Raw genomic sequence first — 16,991 nt, 5'->3', positions numbered from 1 at the left:
TGATGCCGCAGATCATTTTTCTGCCACACGCCGTGTTCTGTCCGGACGGCCTGGTTGTAGAGGTCGAACCTGGCGTCTCGGTGCTCGAGGTGGCGCATGACAACCACATCGAGATCGAAAGTGCCTGTGGCGGCGTCTGTGCCTGCACCACCTGCCATTGCATCATTCGTGAAGGCTTCGACTCGCTGAACGAGGCTGACGAGCTGGAAGAAGACCTGCTGGACAAGGCCTGGGGCCTGGAAGCGCAGTCGCGCCTGTCCTGCCAGGCCATCGTCGGCGATGAAGACCTGACCGTCGAAATTCCAAAATACTCGCTCAACCATGCAGCCGAAGCGCCGCACTGATTTCAAGGAACTGGCATGAGCCTCAAGTGGGTTGATGTACTGGAAATCGCGATCCAACTGGCTGAGTCCAAGCCGGATGTGGATCCGCGTTATGTGAACTTTGTCGATCTGCACCAATGGGTTCTGGCACTGCCGGAGTTCAGCGACGATCCGGCTCGCGGAGGCGAGAAGGTTCTTGAAGCAATTCAGGCCGCCTGGATCGACGAAGCTGACTGAATCCGCGGGCTACGCAGTTAGGCAATCCCTATAAACCCGCGTATAATTCGCGGGTTTAATTTTTCGCTTTAATCACCGTTTCTGGAGTTACACCATGGCTGTTCAACGTACTTTCTCCATCATCAAGCCTGACGCTGTTGCAAAAAACGTTATCGGCAAGATCGTTTCCCGTTTTGAAGAAGCCGGCCTGCGCGTTGTAGCTTCGAAAATGAAGCAACTGTCCAAGGCTGAAGCTGAAGGCTTCTACGCTGAGCACAGTGAGCGTGGCTTCTTCGGCGAACTGGTTGCCTTCATGACTTCCGGCCCGGTTGTTGTTCAGGTTCTGGAAGGCGAAAACGCCATCGTTCGCAACCGTGAGCTGATGGGCGCTACCAACCCTAAAGAAGCTGCTGCCGGCACCATCCGTGCTGACTTCGCCGAGTCCATCGACGCCAACGCCGTTCACGGTTCGGACTCCGAAGCTGCCGCTGCTCGCGAAATCGCTTACTTCTTCGCAGCTACTGAAGTAACCGCTCGCTGAGTAAGGCTTGCGCGTGAGAGGTGAAACCATGACTGCATCGATCGGCAAAACTAACCTGTTGGGGCTTACTCAACCGGAAATGGAGAAATTCTTCGACTCAATCGGGGAGAAGCGTTTCCGTGCCGGTCAGGTAATGAAATGGATTCACCACTATGGCGTCGATGATTTCGACGCCATGACGAATGTCGGCAAGGCCTTGCGCGAAAAGCTCAAGGCTGTTGCCGAGATTCGCGGTCCGGAAGTGGTCAGCGAGGACATCTCCAGCGACGGCACCCGTAAATGGGTGGTGCGCGTGGCGTCCGGCAGCTGCGTCGAGACCGTCTACATTCCCCAGGGCAAGCGCGGCACTCTGTGCGTTTCGTCCCAGGCGGGCTGTGCCCTGGATTGCAGTTTCTGCTCCACCGGCAAGCAAGGCTTCAACAGCAACCTCACCGCCGCCGAAGTCATCGGCCAGGTGTGGATTGCCAACAAATCCTTTGGCAGCGTCCCGGCGACCGTCGACCGTGCCATCACCAACGTGGTGATGATGGGCATGGGTGAGCCGCTGCTGAACTTCGACAACGTCATCGCTGCCATGCACCTGATGATGGACGACCTGGGCTACGGCATCTCCAAGCGCCGGGTGACCCTGTCGACCTCCGGCGTGGTGCCGATGATCGATGAGCTGGCCAAGCACATCGACGTCTCGCTGGCGTTGTCTCTGCACGCACCCAATGATGCGCTGCGCAACCAGCTGGTACCGATCAACAAGAAGTACCCGCTGAAGATGCTGCTCGAGTCCTGCCAGCGCTACATGTCGGCCCTGGGTGAGAAGCGTGTGCTGACCATCGAGTACACCCTGCTCAAAGACGTCAACGACAAGCTTGAGCACGCGGTGGAGATGATCGAGCTGCTCAAGGATGTACCGTGCAAGATCAACCTGATCCCGTTCAACCCGTTCCCGCATTCCGGGTACGAGCGTCCGAGCAACAATGCCATTCGTCGCTTCCAGGACCAGCTGCATCACGCCGGTTTCAACGTCACCGTGCGCACCACGCGTGGTGAAGACATCGATGCCGCCTGCGGTCAGTTGGTCGGGCAGGTGCTGGACCGCACCCGTCGTAGCGAACGCTATATCGCCGTGCGTGAGTTGAGCGCCGACGCCGATATGCCGCAAAGCGCCGCAACCCGTACCTGAGAGAGGATCTCCATGGCCCTGCGCTTTGCGCTGCTCCTGCTTGTTGCCAGCCTGTGTGCTGGCTGTGTTCTGTCGGGTGATTCCAACCCGATGAACACCAGCAAGGGGCGCGACGAGGCGCGCGAGGCCTATGTGCAGTTGGGCCTGGGCTACTTGCAGCAGGGCATGAGCGAGCGGGCCAAGGTGCCACTGAAGAAAGCCCTGGAACTGGCCCCCGCCGATGCCGACGCCAATGCTGCCCTGGCACTGGTGTTCCAGGCCGAGATGGAACCGGCCCTGGCCGACGAGCATTTTCGCCAGGCCCTGGCGGCGCGTCCGGACAGTGCCCGGATCCTCAATAACTACGGCAGCTTTCTGTTCCAGGAAAAACGTTACAAAGAGGCTTATCAGCGCTTTGAGCAAGCCGCTGCTGATACTCTGTACCCCGAACGTTCCCGAGTGTTTGAAAACCTCGGCATGACCGCTTCAAGGCTTGGCCAGCGTGATCTGGCCCAGCTGCAGCTGGAAAAGGCCTTGCGTCTCAATCATCAACAGCCCCGTGCATTGCTGGAAATGGCTGAGTTGTCTTACGAAGACAGGCATTATGTGCCCGCGCGCGACTATTACGATCGTTTTAGCCTGCTCGGCGAGCAAAATGCACGTAGTCTATTGCTCGGCGTTCGGCTGGCAACGGTGTTCGAAGATCGCGACAAGGCCGCCAGTTACGGTCTGCAACTAAAACGACTTTATCCCGGTACGCCGGAATATCAGCAATACCTGTCGGAGCAATGATGAAAGCGGCCCATCCCGAAGTTCAAGCAGTGACTCGCGTAAACCCCGGTGAGACCCTGCGTCAGGCCCGCGAAAGCAATGGTTGGTCGCTGGCCGAAGTGGCCCACAAGCTCAACCTCACCGTGAGCTCCCTGAGCAACCTGGAAGCTGGCGCCTTCGACAAGCTGCCGGGGCACACTTTCGCCCGTGGTTATATTCGTGCCTATGCCAAATTGCTGGGCATGGATCAGGCGGTACTGGTCCAGGAGTTCGATCAATACACCGGTACCGACTCCCAGGGCAGCAGCGTCCATGCCCTGGGGCGCATCGAAGAGCCGGTGCGGGTTTCCCACACTATCTTGCGCATTGTCAGTTTGCTGCTGCTGGTGGCGGTGGTTGGTGGCGGTTTCATCTGGTGGCAGGATCAGTCCTCCCAGCGCGGCAAGGAGCCGGTCTCCCTGAGCCCCGAGCATGTCGAGGTCGAAGGCGCCGACGGCACTACCCAGATTCATCCTATCGATGAGCCCGAAGACCAGGCGGTTGTCGAGGGGCAGAGCGAAGCGCTGGACAACGCCGCTCAAAGCGAAGGCCAGGCAGCGAGCGAAACTCCTGCCGCCCCAGCCGTTTTGACCGCGCCGGCGCCGGCTGCCACTGCGTCCGTCCCCGCAGCTCCTGTGCACAACGCGCCGGCTCCGGCGCCTGTCGCACCGGCTGCCGTGGCACAAGCGCCTGTCACGCCGACCGCGCCTGCTGCTGCGGTTGCTCCGGGCAGCGCAGCGGCAACTGCAGTTGCTGGCGCGGGCCAGGTACAGATCCAGTTCAGTGCCGACTGCTGGGCCCAGGTCATCGATGCCAACGGCAAGGTTCTGCTCAGCGCTCTCAAGCGCAAGGGTGAAAATGTCGATGTCAGCGGCAAGCCGCCTTTTGCCGTACGTCTGGGCTATGCCCGTGGCGCACAAATCACTTACAACGGTCAGGCGGTGGATATCGCCCCGTTCACCAGTGGCGAGACTGCTCGCCTGAAGTTAGGTCAATAAGTCATGCACGGCGAATCTCCAATCAAGCGTCGCGAATCCCGCAAGATCTGGGTCGGCTCGGTACCGGTCGGAGGCGATGCCCCGATTGCGGTGCAGAGCATGACCAACAGCGACACCAACGACGTGGCCGCAACCGTCGCCCAGATCAACCGCCTGGAAGCCGCCGGTGTCGATATCGTGCGGGTTTCGGTGCCGGACATGGACGCCGCCGAGGCGTTCGGCCGGATCAAGCAGCAGGTCAAGGTACCGCTGGTGGCCGACATCCACTTCGACTACAAGATCGCGCTGCGCGTGGCCGAACTGGGCGTCGATTGCCTGCGGATCAACCCGGGCAATATCGGTCGTGAAGACCGGGTACGCGCGGTGGTGGATGCTGCCCGTGATCGCGGGATCCCGATCCGTATCGGGGTCAACGCCGGTTCCCTGGAAAAAGACCTGCAGAAAAAATACGGCGAACCGACCCCGGCTGCATTGGTGGAGTCGGCGCTGCGTCACGTAGAGCACCTGGAACGCCTGAATTTCAAGGACTTCAAGGTCAGCGTGAAAGCCTCGGACGTGTTCATGGCCGTCGAGGCCTACCGCCTGCTGGCCAAGGAAATCATCCAGCCCCTGCACCTGGGGATCACCGAAGCTGGTGGTTTGCGTTCAGGCACAGTGAAATCCGCCGTCGGCCTCGGTATGCTGCTGGCCGAAGGAATTGGCGATACCATTCGCATTTCGCTGGCGGCCGACCCGGTCGAGGAAGTGAAGGTCGGCTACGACATTCTCAAGTCTCTGCACCTGCGTTCCCGTGGCATCAACTTCATCGCCTGCCCGAGCTGCTCGCGGCAGAACTTCGATGTGGTGAAAACCATGAACGAACTGGAAGGACGGCTTGAAGACCTGTTGGTGCCGTTGGATGTTGCAGTGATCGGTTGCGTGGTCAACGGCCCGGGTGAAGCCAAAGAGGCGCACATCGGCCTGACCGGTGGTACACCGAACCTGATCTACATCGATGGCAAGCCGGCACAGAAACTGACCAATGACAATCTGGTGGACGAGCTTGAAAAGCTGATCCGGCAGAAGGCGGCCGAAAAGGTCGAGGCCGACGCAGCGCTGATCGCTCGCGGCTAACCGAACGTATTTAAGGATTTTTTGTGAGCAAGTCTCTGCAAGCCATTCGTGGCATGAATGACATCCTGCCCGAGCAGACGCCCCTGTGGCGTTATTTCGAGGGTACTGTGGCGCGCCTGCTGGATAACTACGGTTACAAGCAGATCCGCATGCCGATCGTCGAGTTCACCGAGCTGTTCAAGCGCTCCATCGGTGAAGTGACCGACATCGTCGAAAAAGAGATGTACACCTTCGAAGATCGCAACGGCGACTCCCTCACCCTGCGTCCGGAAGGCACCGCGGCGTGCGTGCGTGCGGTGCTCGAGCACGGCATCACTGGCGGTGGCCAGGTGCAGAAACTCTGGTACATCGGCCCGATGTTCCGTCACGAGCGCCCGCAGAAAGGCCGCTATCGCCAGTTCCACCAGATCGGTTGCGAGGTTTTCAACCTCGACGGTCCGGACATCGATGCTGAGCTGATCGTGCTGACCTGGCGCCTGTGGGGCGAGCTGGGCATCCGTGATGCGGTCAAGCTCGAACTCAACAGCCTGGGCACTGCTGAAGCCCGTGCACGTTATCGTGATGCGTTGGTGGCGTTCCTGTCGGCGCGCATGGACAAGCTGGACGAAGACAGCCAGCGTCGTCTGAAGTCCAATCCGCTGCGCGTGCTCGACACCAAGAACCCGGACACTCAAGCCGTGCTGGTCGACGCGCCCAAGCTGGCCGACTACCTGGACGAAGAGTCCCGTGTGCACTTCGAGGGTCTCAAGGCCCGTCTGGACGCCGCGGGTATCCCTTATGTGATCAACCCGAAGCTGGTGCGCGGGCTGGATTACTACAGCAAGACCGTTTTCGAATGGGTCACCGACAAGCTCGGCGCCCAGGGCACTGTCTGTGCCGGCGGCCGTTATGACGGCCTGGTCGAGCAGATGGGCGGCAAGCCTACACCGGGTGTTGGCTTCGCCATGGGGATCGAGCGCCTGGTGCTGCTGCTGGAAACCCTGGAGCAGGTCCCGGAAGAGATCTCGCGTCAGGTCGACGTTTACCTCTGCGCCTTCGGTGAGGCCGCCGAACTGGCCGCTCTGGCGCTGAGCGAGCGTGTTCGCGATCAATTGCCGAACCTGCGTCTGCAGATCAATGCCGGTGCCGGCAGCTTCAAGAGCCAATTCAAGAAGGCCGACAAGAGCGGCGCGCTGTATGCGCTGATCCTCGGTGACGACGAACTGGCCCAGCAAGTGGTAGGTTTCAAACCCCTGCGTGGCCAGGGCGAACAACAAAGCATTGCCTGGGATGCACTCGCTGCGCACCTGGCCACCTGCGTCGTGCAGGGTTGAAGCTGTCAAACAGCCGATTTAGCGAATAAGGAGTATTGGGGTGTCGAGTACCGAAGATGAACAGCTGGCGGAATTGAAAGACTGGTGGCAGCGTAACGGCAAACCCCTGGTGACTGGCGGCCTGCTGGCCCTGGTTATCGTGTTCGGCTGGCAAGCCTGGCACAAGTATCAGAACAATCAGTCGCAAGGCGCTTCGGTGCTCTATCAGCAACTGCTGGAAACTACCCTGACGCCGGATGGCAAGCCGGATGCGGCTCGTGTTACGGACCTGGCGGGCAAACTCAACAGCGAGTTCGGCGGTACTGCCTACGCGCAGTACGGCAACCTGTTCGTGGCCAAGGTGGCAGTAGACACCGGCAAGCTGGACGATGCAGCGGCACAGCTCAAGGCCGTGGCCGACAAGCCCGCCAACCCGACCCTGGGTGAAGTGGCGCGTCAGCGCCTGGCACAGGTACTGGCGGCGCAGAACAAGGCCGACGAGGCTCTGAAGCTGCTCGACGGCGATGCCGACAAGGCATTCCTGGCGACTCGTGAAGAACTCAAGGGCGATCTGCTGGTCCAGCTGGGCCGTGTGGACGAAGCCCATGCGGCATACCAAAAAGCCAAGGCGGCGCTCTCGGATGAAGCGGCAGTCGGTGGCCTACAAATCAAGCTGGACGACCTGGCCAAAGGGGATGCATGACGTGATCCGTTGGAAACATGCAGCATTGCTGGCTCTGGCCTTGTTGGCCGCGGGTTGCAGCAGCAACAGCAAGAAAGAACTGCCACCGGCGGAACTGGTCGACTTCAAAGAAGAAGTGGTCCTGCAGAAGCAGTGGAGCCGTTCGATCGGTGACGGTCAGGGCGAAACCTATAACATGCTGGTGCCAGCCATCGATGGTGACACCATCTATGCCGCTGACGTGACCGGCGTGGTGGTTTCCATGGATCGCATGAACGGCGACGTCAAATGGAAGAAAGATCTCGAGCTGCCTGTTTCCGGCGCCGTTGGCGTGGGTTATGGGCTGGTCATGATCGGCACTCTGAAAGGCGAAGTGGTTGCCCTGGATGCCTCCAGCGGTGAAGAGAAATGGCGTGCCCGTGTGACCAGTGAAGTGCTGGCTCCGCCAGCTACCAACGGTGACGTGGTGGTGGTGCAGACTCAGGACGACCGCGTGATTGGCCTTGAAGCCAGCACCGGTCACCAGATCTGGCTCTACGACAGCACTCCAGCGGTGTTGACCCTGCGGGGCACCAGTGCGCCGTTGGCGACCAACCGTCTGGCCCTGGCCGGTCTTTCCACCGGCAAGGTGGTCGCGCTGGATATTCGCAACGGCGTACCGGTGTGGGAGCAGCGTGTAGCCATTCCACAAGGCCGTTCCGAACTGGATCGGGTCGTGGACATCGACGGTGGCCTGCTGCTGTCCGGTGGCACCCTGTACGTTGCCAGCTACCAGGGGCGTGTGGTTGCCCTGGACCTGGAGAGCGGCCGTCCGCTGTGGCAGCGTGATGCTTCCAGCTACGCCGGTGTGGCCCAAGGGTTCGGCAGCGTTTATGTCAGCCTGTCCTCGGGTACCGTGGAAGGCGTGGACGAGCGTTCGACTACCGCGCTGTGGAGCAACGACTCCCTGGCTCGCCGCCAACTGTCGGCACCGGAAGTCTTCTCCAGCTACGTAGCCGTGGGCGACCTGGAAGGTTACCTGCACCTGCTGAGCCAGGTTGACGGTCGCTTCGTCGGTCGTACGCGCATCGATAGCGACGGCCTGCGTGCTCGTCCGCTGGTGGTGGGCGACATGATTTATGTGTATGGCAACAGCGGCAAACTGGAAGCCCTGACCATCAAGTAATGGTTTGACTATGCTTGGGGTGATCCCCAAGCGAACTGCAGGAGCGAGCGTGCTCGCGATGGATGCCAGGTGACGCCAGCTTGCTGGACGAGCGCGGCGCCATGGAGTTAATCGCGAGCACGCTCGCTCCTACAGTGCTGCCCCGAGCACCAGCCGCTGCCTCGCAGCGGCTTTTGTATTTTCTGAATTAACGCAGTGGAGAGCCGCATGGTTCCCGTAATCGCCCTGGTGGGCCGACCTAACGTCGGCAAGTCCACCTTGTTCAACCGCCTGACTCGGACTCGCGACGCCATTGTCGGCGACCTGTCCGGTCTGACCCGTGATCGCCAATACGGTGAGGCCAAGTGGCAAGGGCGTACCTATATTCTGATCGACACCGGCGGTATCTCCGGTGACGAGCATGGCATGGATGAAAAGATGGCCGAGCAGTCGCTGCTGGCCATCGAAGAAGCTGATGTGGTGTTGTTCCTGGTGGACGCCAAGGCCGGGTTTACCGCGGCCGACCAGATGATCGGCGAGCACCTGCGCAAACGTAACAAGACTTCCTACGTGATCGCCAACAAGGTCGACAACATCGACCCGGACATGGCCCGCGCCGAGTTCGCGCCGCTGGGCATGGGCGATGCCATCCCGATCGCCGGTGCTCATGGCCGCGGTATCACCCAGATGCTGGAAATCGCCCTGAGCGAATTCCCCAAGGATGACGCTGACGAGCCGGAAGAAGGCGAGGAAGAGATCGTTGCCGAGGGTGAGGAAGCCAAGCGCATTCCGGGCCCGAGCGAGAAGGACGGGATCAAGATCGCCATCATCGGTCGTCCCAACGTCGGCAAGTCGACCCTGGTCAACCGCATGCTCGGTGAAGACCGGGTGATCGTCTATGACCAGCCCGGCACCACCCGCGACAGTATCTACATCCCGTTCGAGCGCAACGACGAGAAGTACACCCTGATTGACACCGCCGGTGTGCGAAAGCGCGGCAAGATCCACGAGGAAGTTGAAAAGTTCTCGGTGGTCAAGACGCTGCAGGCGATCAAGGACGCCAACGTGGTGATCTTTGTCATGGACGCCCGCGAAGGTGTGGTGGACCACGACCTGAACCTGCTGGGCTTTGCCCTGGAAGCCGGTCGGGCCCTGGTGATCGCCCTGAACAAGTGGGACGGCATGCAGCCGAGCGAGCGCGACTATGTGAAGACCGAGCTGCAACGCCGGCTGTTCTTCGTCGACTTCGCCGATATCCACTTCATCTCGGCGCTGCACGGTACCGGTGTGGGCAACCTCTACCAGTCGGTGCAGAACTCCTTCAAGTCGGCGGTAACCCGCTGGCCCACCAGCCGCCTGACGCAGATCCTCGAAGATGCCGTTGGCGAGCACGCGCCGCCCATGGTCAACAATCGCCGGATCAAACTGCGCTACGCCCACTTGGGTGGTGCCAACCCGCCGCTGATCGTGATCCACGGCAACCAGGTGGAGAAGGTGCCCAAGTCTTATGTGCGCTATCTGGAAAACACCTACCGCCGAGTCTTGAAGCTGGTAGGTACGCCGATCCGCATCGAGTTCAAGGGCGGCGAGAACCCGTACGAAGGCAACAAGAACACGCTGACCGACCGCCAGGTCAACAAGAAGCGTCGCTTGATGTCGCACCACAAGAAGGCCGACAAGAAGCGCCGCGACAAGCGCTGACCGGCTTAGGGGCCGGCTTGCCGGTGAAGCTCCGGACCTGCTTCAGAGCTTCGCTGGCAAGCCAGTTCCTACGGGATCTGTGTGGATAAGAGGGCGCCCCGGGCGCCCTTTTTCATGCCTGGCGTTTGGGCTATTCTCGGGGACCTCCGCGCCGCCGTAGTGCGGACTGCTCAGCAGGGAATCCTCATGATCATCAGTAAGTTGCCGAATGTCGGCACCACCATCTTCACGCAAATGTCCCAGCTCGCGGTGGAAACCGGAGCGCTCAACCTGTCCCAGGGCTTTCCTGATTTCGATGGCCCGCAAGCCCTGCGTGATGCGCTTGGCTGGCATGCCGCCAATGGCCATAACCAGTACGCACCCATGACCGGCCTACCGGCACTGCGCCAGCAGGTCGCCGCGAAAATCGCCCGCAGCTATGGTGTCCAGGTCGATGCGGACGCTGAGGTGACCATCACCCCCGGTGCGACCCAGGCAATCTTCTGTGCCATCCAGGCGGTGATCCAGCGCGGTGACGAAGTCATTGTGTTCGACCCCAGTTACGACAGCTATGAGCCGTCGGTGGAGCTGGCCGGTGGGCGTTGTGTGCATGTGCCGTTGGCCGGGCAGGGCTTTGCCCTCGATTGGCAGAAACTCGGTGAAGCCCTGAGTCCGCGCACGCGGATGATCATCCTCAATTCGCCGCACAACCCCAGTGGTGCCTTGATCAGCCGCGCCGAGCTGGACCAGTTGGCCGCCCTGATCCGTGATCGCGATATTTATCTGGTCAGTGACGAGGTCTACGAACACCTGGTGTTCGATGGTGTACCCCATGTCAGTGTGCTGGCCCATGAGGAGCTGTATCAGCGGGCCTTCGTGGTCAGCTCGTTCGGCAAGACCTACCACGTGACCGGCTGGAAGACCGGTTATGTGGTTGCACCACCGGCCCTGAGCGCCGAGCTGCGCAAGGTGCATCAATATGTCAGCTTCTGCGGGGTCACGCCTTTGCAGTACGCTCTGGCGGACTTCATGGCCGACCATCCGGAACATGTCGAAGAGTTGCCGGCCTTTTACCAGGCCAAGCGTGATCTGTTCTGCGATCTGCTGAGCGCCTCGCGTTTCAGCTTCAACCGGGTGTCGGGTACCTATTTTCAATTGGTGGACTATTCGCAGATTCGTCCAGACTTGAATGATGTCGACATGGCGATATGGATGACCCGCGAACACGGCGTGGCGGCCATTCCGGTGTCGGTGTTCTATCAGCAGCCGCCCCAGGGGCAGCGCCTGGTGCGTCTGTGTTTTGCCAAGCGCGAGGAGACGTTGCGCCAAGCAGCGGAGAAACTATGCGTGATCTGAGTGCATTACCCGATCTGAATCTGGCCCTGATCCAGACCACCCTGGCCTGGCACGACCGCCAGGCCAACTTCGAGCATTTCGAGCAGTTGCTGGAGCAGGCCCGTGGTGCAGATCTGATCATCCTGCCGGAAATGTTTACCACCGGATTCTCCATGGAATCCGCGACTCTCGCGGAAGCGGAGAATGGCCCTACCAGCAAATGGCTACGTGGCCAGGCGAAGAAGCTGAATGCGGTGATCACCGGCAGCGTGATAATCCAGGCAGCGGATGGCAGCCATCGCAATCGCTTGCTGTGGGCGCGCCCTGACGGTGAGGTCTGGCACTACGACAAGCGCCACCTGTTTCGCATGGCCGGCGAGCACAATCACTACACGCCGGGGGAACGGCAGGTACAGTTCGAGCTCAAGGGTTGGCGTATTCGCCCGCTGATCTGCTACGACCTGCGGTTCCCGGTGTGGAGCCGGGACGCCCAGGACACCGACCTGCTGCTCTACACCGCCAATTGGCCGGGTGCCCGCCGCCTGCACTGGAATCGCCTGCTGCCAGCCCGGGCCATTGAAAACCTCTGCTACGTTGCGGCGGTGAACCGGGTGGGCACCGACGGCAAGGGCTTTGCCTATACCGGAGACAGCCAGGTTCTGGACTATCAGGGCGAAACCCTGCTCAGCGCCGGAGAGGCCGATGGCGTCTTCCAGGTGTGCCTGAACGCGGGTGAACTGGCGGCTTACCGTGCGCGTTTTCCGGCGAACCTCGACGCCGATACCTTCATGTTCACTTAGGATCGCTTCGGCACTGCACACTTTTTTACAGGTTGTGAATATCAAGCTTCGAGGGTGAAGGCCGATAGCAGGATCAGTTCAGGAGGAATCAACCATGACTACCATCACTGCCACCATCGTCAATCCTTACCCCCTGTCGGCACCCAAAACTGCTTCGACTGAAGCCGAAGGCAACAGCGCCAGCCCGCTGGCGCCGGTGGATGACAGCAAGGACGGTCAGGATAAGGAGCTGCGGGTCAACTCTGGCGATGCCAATATCGATGCGGTAAAGGCCGGTGGTGATCCGGTCAAGGCGCTGCAGAAACAGATCGAGCAGACCCAGAAAACCCTGACCGAACAGCAGGCCCAATTGGCCAATGTGCAGAAGGGCCAGGCCAGCGACGAACAGAAAGCCCAGCAGGTGATGGAAGTCCAGGCGCAGATCGCCGTGACCAACAGCACCTTGCAGGTGCTGCAGGCGGCTTTGCTGCAAGCCATGTTCAGTGTTGATGTGCATGCCTGAAACAGTCGTTGCTGACATTTAGCTGGTGTTATCTGTTCCTGCATAAAAAAGGCCCCGGGGAGTCGAGCTCCTCGGGGCCTTTCGCTTTTGGCAGCCTTTAGGCTGCCTTGGCCTGCTGCTCGCTCAAGGAGCGGTTCAGCGCACTGAACAGCGCCTTGAAGCTGGCGGTGGTGATGTTTTCGTCGATACCGACGCCGTGCACGGCGCGCTCACCGTTGACCCGCAGTTCGATGTAGGCCGCCGCCTTGGCGTTGGTGCCGGCGCCGATGGCGTGCTCGTTGTAGTCCATGATCTCCACCGGAACCGGCAGCCCGGCCACCAGCGCTTCCAGGGCACCGTTGCCCTTGCCGCGCCAACTGAGGTTGGTCTCGCCCTGACCCTTGCTCGAGACTTCCACTTCCACGGCGCTGTGGCCGTTCTCTTCCTGCAAGCGATGGCTGACCAGCGCGTAAGGAGTGTTGGCCTGCAAGTACTCGCTGTGCAACAGCGCGTGGATCTGCTGGGCGGTCATTTCCAGGCCCAGGCGGTCGGTTTCCCGCTGCACCACCTGGCTGAACTCGATCTGCATGCGGCGTGGCAAGCTGATGCCGTATTCCTGCTCGAGCAGGTAGGCGATACCACCCTTGCCCGACTGGCTGTTGACGCGGATCACCGCCTCGTAGCTGCGACCGATATCGGCCGGGTCGATCGGCAAGTACGGCACCTCCCACAAGCCATCGGCTTTCTGCTGGGCGAAGCCCTTGCGGATCGCGTCCTGGTGCGAGCCGGAGAACGCGGTGTGGACCAGGTCGCCGACATAAGGGTGACGCGGGTGCACGGCAATCTGGTTGCACTCTTCCACGACTTTGCGCACGCCGTCGATGTCGGAGAAATCCAGTTCAGGGTTCACACCCTGGGTGTAGAGGTTCAAGGCCACAGTGACCAGGTCGACGTTACCGGTACGTTCGCCGTTGCCGAACAGGCAGCCTTCGACACGGTCGGCGCCGGCCATCAGGCCCAGCTCGGTGGCGGCCACGCCCGTACCGCGGTCGTTGTGGGTGTGCAGGCTGATGAGCACGCTGTCACGACGGTTGATGTTGCGGCAGAACCACTCGATCTGGTCGGCGTAGATGTTCGGTGTGGCGACTTCAACGGTGGCCGGCAGGTTGAGGATCACCTTGTTGCTTGGCGTGGCGTTCCAGACTTCCACCACGGCGTCGCAGACTTCCTTGGCGAACTCCAGCTCGGTGGCGCTGAAGGTCTCTGGCGAGTACTCGAACTGCCACTGGGTTTCCGGTTGCTGGGCGGCGTATTTGACGAACAGCTTGGCCGCATTCACCGCGATCTCTTTCACACCGGCCTTGTCCTGGTTGAAGACAATGCGGCGGAACGAAGGGCTGGTGGCGTTGTACAGGTGGACGATGGCCTTTTTCGCTCCACGCAAGGACTCGAAGGTGCGGGCGATCAAGTCTTCACGGGCCTGGGTCAATACCTGGATGGTGGTGTCGTCCGGAATGTGGCCGCCTTCGATCAGGGTGCGCACGAAGTCGAAGTCGGTTTGCGAAGCGGCCGGGAAAGAAGCTTCGATTTCCTTCACTCCCACAGCCACCAGGGTCTTCCAGAAGCGCAGCTTCTTGACGGCATCCATCGGTTCGATCAACGACTGGTTGCCATCACGCAGGTCCGAACTGCACCAGATCGGCGCGCTGGTGATGGTTTTCGACGGCCAGGTACGGTCCGGCAAGTTGATGGTCGGGAACGCGCGGTACTTGGAGGATGGGTCTTTGAGCATGGTCATGGAGAAATCCTTATTGTCCGGGCCGAAAAGAGGCGGCCTGCCGGTGAGTCAAGAGTGAGGTTGACGCAGGGGGATGAGGCACCGCGATTCAGCCTGGCAGTCGTGCGCTGACGAGGCAGAGGCTCCGGTGTTGACGACGCTGAATGAGGGTGTGAGAGGTTTTCATGTGCTCAACCCTAACCACTGGGGTGAGAGATGGCAAGCAGTCGAAAAAAATTGAGAGGAATACTCGAAAACAAAGCTATATCGAGATTTTATGCTGGGTATTCTTTGAAAGAATACTAACGATTGCGCAGTCGAGTAGGGCTGCGCAATCCCTGTGGGCGTCGGCTCGCCGCTGAATCAATGCCTGATGCAGGCAAGCGGCGCTGCGCGATCAGGGCTGGAAGGCCCCGATAAAGATGGCCGGATCGACCCGCGCATCATTCAGGCTGACGTTCCAGTGCATATGCGGCCCGGTGGCGCGGCCGGTCGCCCCCACCTTGCCCACCACGGCGCCACGGGCCAGGGACTGGCCGATCTTCACGTCGATTTTCGACATGTGGCAGAACATGCTGATGAAGCCCTGGCCGTGGTCGACGAACACGGTGTTGCCGTTGAAGAAGTAGTTGCCGATCAGGATCACTTTGCCCGCCGCCGGGGTCTTGATCGGTGTGCCTGCCGGCACCGCGAAGTCCAGGCCCGCGTGAGGGTTGCGCTCTTCACCGTTGAAGAAACGGCGTACGCCGAACTTGCTCGACAGGGGGCCATTCACCGGCTTGTCCAACAGCAGGTTGCTTGGGGTGTTGGGGCTGAAGCTGCGGTAGGCGCGGATCTGTTCCGCCAACTCGCCGTCGATGCGCTTGAGGTCCGCCGGGTTCGGATTGACCTGGCGCTGGTTCTTCAGGGTGATGTGCTGCTCCGGGTATTTCTTGTTGCCGACCACGAAGTTCAGGCTGCGCCCGCCGGCGCTTACTTGTTGAGTGCCGGGCTTGACCGTCAGCGGGATGCCGACAATCGCCAGCCAGTTGTTCTGCTCCTTCACCACCAGCACCGGCTTGCCCTGGTAGCTGGCCTTGGGCGCCTGGGCGGCGCTGCCCAGGTCGACCACCGCTACGCCACCGGGCACGGGTTTGTTCAGCAGGCGGGTGATGTAGCTGTCGGCGTGAGCATTGAAGGCCAGGCACAGCAACAGCAGGGAGCAGAGAAAACGCGGCATGGATCAATCCAGTAGAGAAAGGGTGACGGGCGTCAGGTGGTTGTCTTCGACGCGTACTTGCAGCTCGCCTTCGCCCAGGCGGGCACTGAGGCGCTGGCCTGGGCGGGTCTGGCCGGCACTGCGAATGGCCTGCCCGCGATCGTCCAGCAGGATGCTGTAACCGCGCCCCAGGGTGGCCAGGGGGCTGACCACATGCAGGGTCTGCATCTGGCTGTGCAATTGCAGGCGGCGGCCCTTGAGGCCTTCGCGCATGGCCCGGGGCAGGCGTTCGGCCAGGCTGTCCAGACGCTGGCGCAGCAGTGCCAGTTGCCGCCCTGGATGCTGGGCTCCGAGGCGGGTTTCCAGGCGGATCAAGCGTTCGCGACGGGTATTCAGGCTGCGCTCGAAGGCGCGGCGCAGGCGCATGTCCAGGTCGTCCAGGCGCTGTGCCTGCTGGCGCAGGCGTTCACCGGGATGGCGCAGGCGTCGGGCCAGGCCGTCCAGGCGCAGCCGGTCGCGCACCAGCCGGTCGCGCATGCGCATCACCAGGCGTCGATGCAGGTTGTCGACCCGGCGTTGCAGGTCACTGGAATCGGGGGCCAGCAGTTCGGCTGCTGCGGAAGGCGTGGGCGCGCGAACGTCGGCCACGAAATCACTGATGGAGACGTCGGTTTCATGACCGACGGCGCTGACGATCGGTGTCACGCAGGCATCCACCGCACGGGCCACGGCCTCTTCGTTGAAGCACCAGAGGTCCTCCAGGGAGCCGCCGCCACGGGCCAGGATCAGCGCGTCGAAGCCCCGGGCGTCGGCCAGCTGCAGGGCTCGGACGATCTGCGCCGTAGCCTCGCGGCCCTGCACGGCGGTAGGGATCAGGGTCAGCACGACCTGCGGTGCGCGGCGCCGGAACACACTGATGATGTCGCGGATCACCGCGCCGGTGGGTGAACTGATGATGCCGATGCGTTGCGGATGGGCCGGCAGTGGCACTTTGCGTTCGGCGCTGAACAGCCCTTCGGCGCTCAGCTTGTCTTTCAGGGCATCGAAAGCCAGGCGCAGGGCGCCATCACCGGCCGGTTCCACGGTGTCGAGAATCAGCTGGTAGTCACCGCGCCCTTCGAACAGCGAGACCTTGCCCCGCACCTTGACCGCCAGGCCGTCCTTCAGCGCCTGGCGGACCCGCGCGGCGTTCTGCCGGAACAGTGCGCAGCGCACCTGGGCGCCGCTGTCCTTGAGGGTGAAGTACACATGGCCGGAGGCCGGGCGGGCGAGGTTGGAGATCTCGCCCTCCACCCAGATATTGCTGAACACGTCCTCGAGCAGCACCCGGGCGCGGCCGTTGAGCTGGGTGACGGTGAGGACCTCGCGGTCCAGGCCGAGTCGTGCGAAGGGATCTTTAATCATGGGGCGCAGTTTAAAGGCCTGTCTCTGAATGGAACAACGCA

The 16,991-nt window shown here is 61.3% G+C and carries 17 protein-coding genes; 14 read left to right on the top strand and 3 right to left on the bottom strand.

What is annotated here, in order from left to right; all coding sequences use genetic code 11:
- The first annotated feature begins 2 nt into the window (after positions 1-2).
- The 14 genes from fdx to AC1RMG_RS16115 all read left to right on the top strand — a co-directional run bounded on the left by fdx (position 3) and on the right by AC1RMG_RS16115 (position 12,592).
- Positions 3-344, top strand: coding sequence for an ISC system 2Fe-2S type ferredoxin (gene fdx / locus AC1RMG_RS16180; RefSeq protein ID WP_011063213.1), 342 nt, complete (start codon positions 3-5; stop codon positions 342-344).
- A 15-nt stretch (positions 345-359) separates the two neighbouring features.
- Positions 360-560, top strand: coding sequence for a Fe-S cluster assembly protein IscX (gene iscX, locus AC1RMG_RS16175; RefSeq protein WP_011063212.1), 201 nt, complete (start codon positions 360-362; stop codon positions 558-560).
- Positions 561-654: 94 nt separating this feature from the next.
- Positions 655-1,080 (top strand): nucleoside-diphosphate kinase, encoded by a 426-nt coding sequence (ndk, locus tag AC1RMG_RS16170; RefSeq protein WP_011063211.1) that lies wholly within the window; start codon positions 655-657, stop codon positions 1,078-1,080.
- A 28-nt stretch (positions 1,081-1,108) separates the two neighbouring features.
- Complete coding sequence (gene rlmN, locus AC1RMG_RS16165; protein WP_493169615.1) at positions 1,109-2,257, top strand: dual-specificity RNA methyltransferase RlmN; 1,149 nt, start codon at positions 1,109-1,111, stop codon at positions 2,255-2,257.
- A 12-nt stretch (positions 2,258-2,269) separates the two neighbouring features.
- Positions 2,270-3,028, top strand: a complete 759-nt coding sequence (pilW, locus tag AC1RMG_RS16160; protein ID WP_011063209.1) for a type IV pilus biogenesis/stability protein PilW — start codon at positions 2,270-2,272, stop codon at positions 3,026-3,028.
- Positions 3,028-4,044, top strand: a complete 1,017-nt coding sequence (locus AC1RMG_RS16155; RefSeq protein WP_493169613.1) for a RodZ domain-containing protein — start codon at positions 3,028-3,030, stop codon at positions 4,042-4,044. The genes pilW and AC1RMG_RS16155 overlap by 1 nt, the downstream gene beginning before the upstream one ends.
- A 3-nt stretch (positions 4,045-4,047) precedes the next feature.
- Positions 4,048-5,157, top strand: coding sequence for a flavodoxin-dependent (E)-4-hydroxy-3-methylbut-2-enyl-diphosphate synthase (gene ispG, locus AC1RMG_RS16150; RefSeq protein WP_011063207.1), 1,110 nt, complete (start codon positions 4,048-4,050; stop codon positions 5,155-5,157).
- A gap of 23 nt (positions 5,158-5,180) precedes the next feature.
- Complete coding sequence (hisS, locus tag AC1RMG_RS16145) at positions 5,181-6,470, top strand: histidine--tRNA ligase (RefSeq protein WP_493169611.1); 1,290 nt, start codon at positions 5,181-5,183, stop codon at positions 6,468-6,470.
- A gap of 40 nt (positions 6,471-6,510) precedes the next feature.
- A complete protein-coding gene (locus tag AC1RMG_RS16140) occupies positions 6,511-7,152 on the top strand; it encodes a tetratricopeptide repeat protein (RefSeq protein WP_011063205.1) in 642 nt (213 codons plus the stop codon).
- Entirely contained in the window at positions 7,145-8,296 is a 1,152-nt protein-coding gene (bamB, locus tag AC1RMG_RS16135) for an outer membrane protein assembly factor BamB (RefSeq protein ID WP_011063204.1), read from the top strand. The genes AC1RMG_RS16140 and bamB overlap by 8 nt, the downstream gene beginning before the upstream one ends.
- 207 nt (positions 8,297-8,503) lie before the next feature.
- Positions 8,504-9,976, top strand: a complete 1,473-nt coding sequence (der, locus tag AC1RMG_RS16130) for a ribosome biogenesis GTPase Der (protein WP_011063203.1) — start codon at positions 8,504-8,506, stop codon at positions 9,974-9,976.
- A 186-nt stretch (positions 9,977-10,162) separates the two neighbouring features.
- Positions 10,163-11,311, top strand: a complete 1,149-nt coding sequence (locus tag AC1RMG_RS16125; RefSeq protein WP_047337705.1) for a pyridoxal phosphate-dependent aminotransferase — start codon at positions 10,163-10,165, stop codon at positions 11,309-11,311.
- The gene (locus tag AC1RMG_RS16120; RefSeq protein WP_011063201.1) at positions 11,299-12,090 is read left to right on the top strand and encodes an amidohydrolase; all 792 of its coding nucleotides are present in this window, start codon (positions 11,299-11,301) and stop codon (positions 12,088-12,090) included. Before AC1RMG_RS16125 ends, AC1RMG_RS16120 begins: the two co-directional genes overlap by 13 nt.
- Positions 12,091-12,184: 94 nt before the next feature.
- On the top strand, positions 12,185-12,592 hold the full coding sequence (locus AC1RMG_RS16115) for a hypothetical protein (protein ID WP_011063200.1): 408 nt from the start codon (positions 12,185-12,187) through the stop codon (positions 12,590-12,592).
- 97 nt (positions 12,593-12,689) lie between these two features.
- Here AC1RMG_RS16115 and leuA read toward each other — a convergent pair whose 3' ends face one another.
- From leuA to xseA, 3 genes are all read right to left on the bottom strand, one after another.
- Positions 12,690-14,369, bottom strand: a complete 1,680-nt coding sequence (gene leuA / locus AC1RMG_RS16110; protein WP_011063199.1) for a 2-isopropylmalate synthase — start codon at positions 14,367-14,369, stop codon at positions 12,690-12,692.
- Positions 14,370-14,745: 376 nt separating this feature from the next.
- Positions 14,746-15,567 carry a peptidoglycan DD-metalloendopeptidase family protein gene (locus tag AC1RMG_RS16105; RefSeq protein WP_125062143.1) on the bottom strand — a complete coding sequence of 274 codons (822 nt, stop codon included), beginning with the start codon at positions 15,565-15,567 and terminating at the stop codon, positions 14,746-14,748.
- 3 nt (positions 15,568-15,570) lie between these two features.
- On the bottom strand, positions 15,571-16,950 hold the full coding sequence (xseA, locus tag AC1RMG_RS16100) for an exodeoxyribonuclease VII large subunit (protein ID WP_011063197.1): 1,380 nt from the start codon (positions 16,948-16,950) through the stop codon (positions 15,571-15,573).
- Between the last annotated feature and the right edge of the window lie 41 nt (positions 16,951-16,991).

Source organism: Pseudomonas sp. GW822-FHT04H02 (assembly GCF_058800645.1).
The sequence above is the reverse complement of the archived record's forward strand: the minus strand, read 5'-3'. Positions and strand labels throughout refer to the sequence as shown.

Bases quoted from the DNA above. Each gene is read 5' to 3' on its own strand.
- fdx (WP_011063213.1), top strand. From the start codon at position 3: ATGCCGCAGATCATTTTTCTGCCACACGCCGTGTTCTGTCCGGACGGC.
- iscX (WP_011063212.1), top strand. From the start codon at position 360: ATGAGCCTCAAGTGGGTTGATGTACTGGAAATCGCGATCCAACTGGCT.
- ndk (WP_011063211.1), top strand. From the start codon at position 655: ATGGCTGTTCAACGTACTTTCTCCATCATCAAGCCTGACGCTGTTGCA.
- rlmN (WP_493169615.1), top strand. From the start codon at position 1,109: ATGACTGCATCGATCGGCAAAACTAACCTGTTGGGGCTTACTCAACCG.
- pilW (WP_011063209.1), top strand. From the start codon at position 2,270: ATGGCCCTGCGCTTTGCGCTGCTCCTGCTTGTTGCCAGCCTGTGTGCT.
- AC1RMG_RS16155 (WP_493169613.1), top strand. From the start codon at position 3,028: ATGAAAGCGGCCCATCCCGAAGTTCAAGCAGTGACTCGCGTAAACCCC.
- ispG (WP_011063207.1), top strand. From the start codon at position 4,048: ATGCACGGCGAATCTCCAATCAAGCGTCGCGAATCCCGCAAGATCTGG.
- bamB (WP_011063204.1), top strand. From the start codon at position 7,145: ATGCATGACGTGATCCGTTGGAAACATGCAGCATTGCTGGCTCTGGCC.
- der (WP_011063203.1), top strand. From the start codon at position 8,504: ATGGTTCCCGTAATCGCCCTGGTGGGCCGACCTAACGTCGGCAAGTCC.
- AC1RMG_RS16125 (WP_047337705.1), top strand. From the start codon at position 10,163: ATGATCATCAGTAAGTTGCCGAATGTCGGCACCACCATCTTCACGCAA.
- AC1RMG_RS16120 (WP_011063201.1), top strand. From the start codon at position 11,299: ATGCGTGATCTGAGTGCATTACCCGATCTGAATCTGGCCCTGATCCAG.
- AC1RMG_RS16115 (WP_011063200.1), top strand. From the start codon at position 12,185: ATGACTACCATCACTGCCACCATCGTCAATCCTTACCCCCTGTCGGCA.
- leuA (WP_011063199.1), bottom strand. From the start codon at position 14,369: ATGACCATGCTCAAAGACCCATCCTCCAAGTACCGCGCGTTCCCGACC.
- AC1RMG_RS16105 (WP_125062143.1), bottom strand. From the start codon at position 15,567: ATGCCGCGTTTTCTCTGCTCCCTGCTGTTGCTGTGCCTGGCCTTCAAT.
- xseA (WP_011063197.1), bottom strand. From the start codon at position 16,950: ATGATTAAAGATCCCTTCGCACGACTCGGCCTGGACCGCGAGGTCCTC.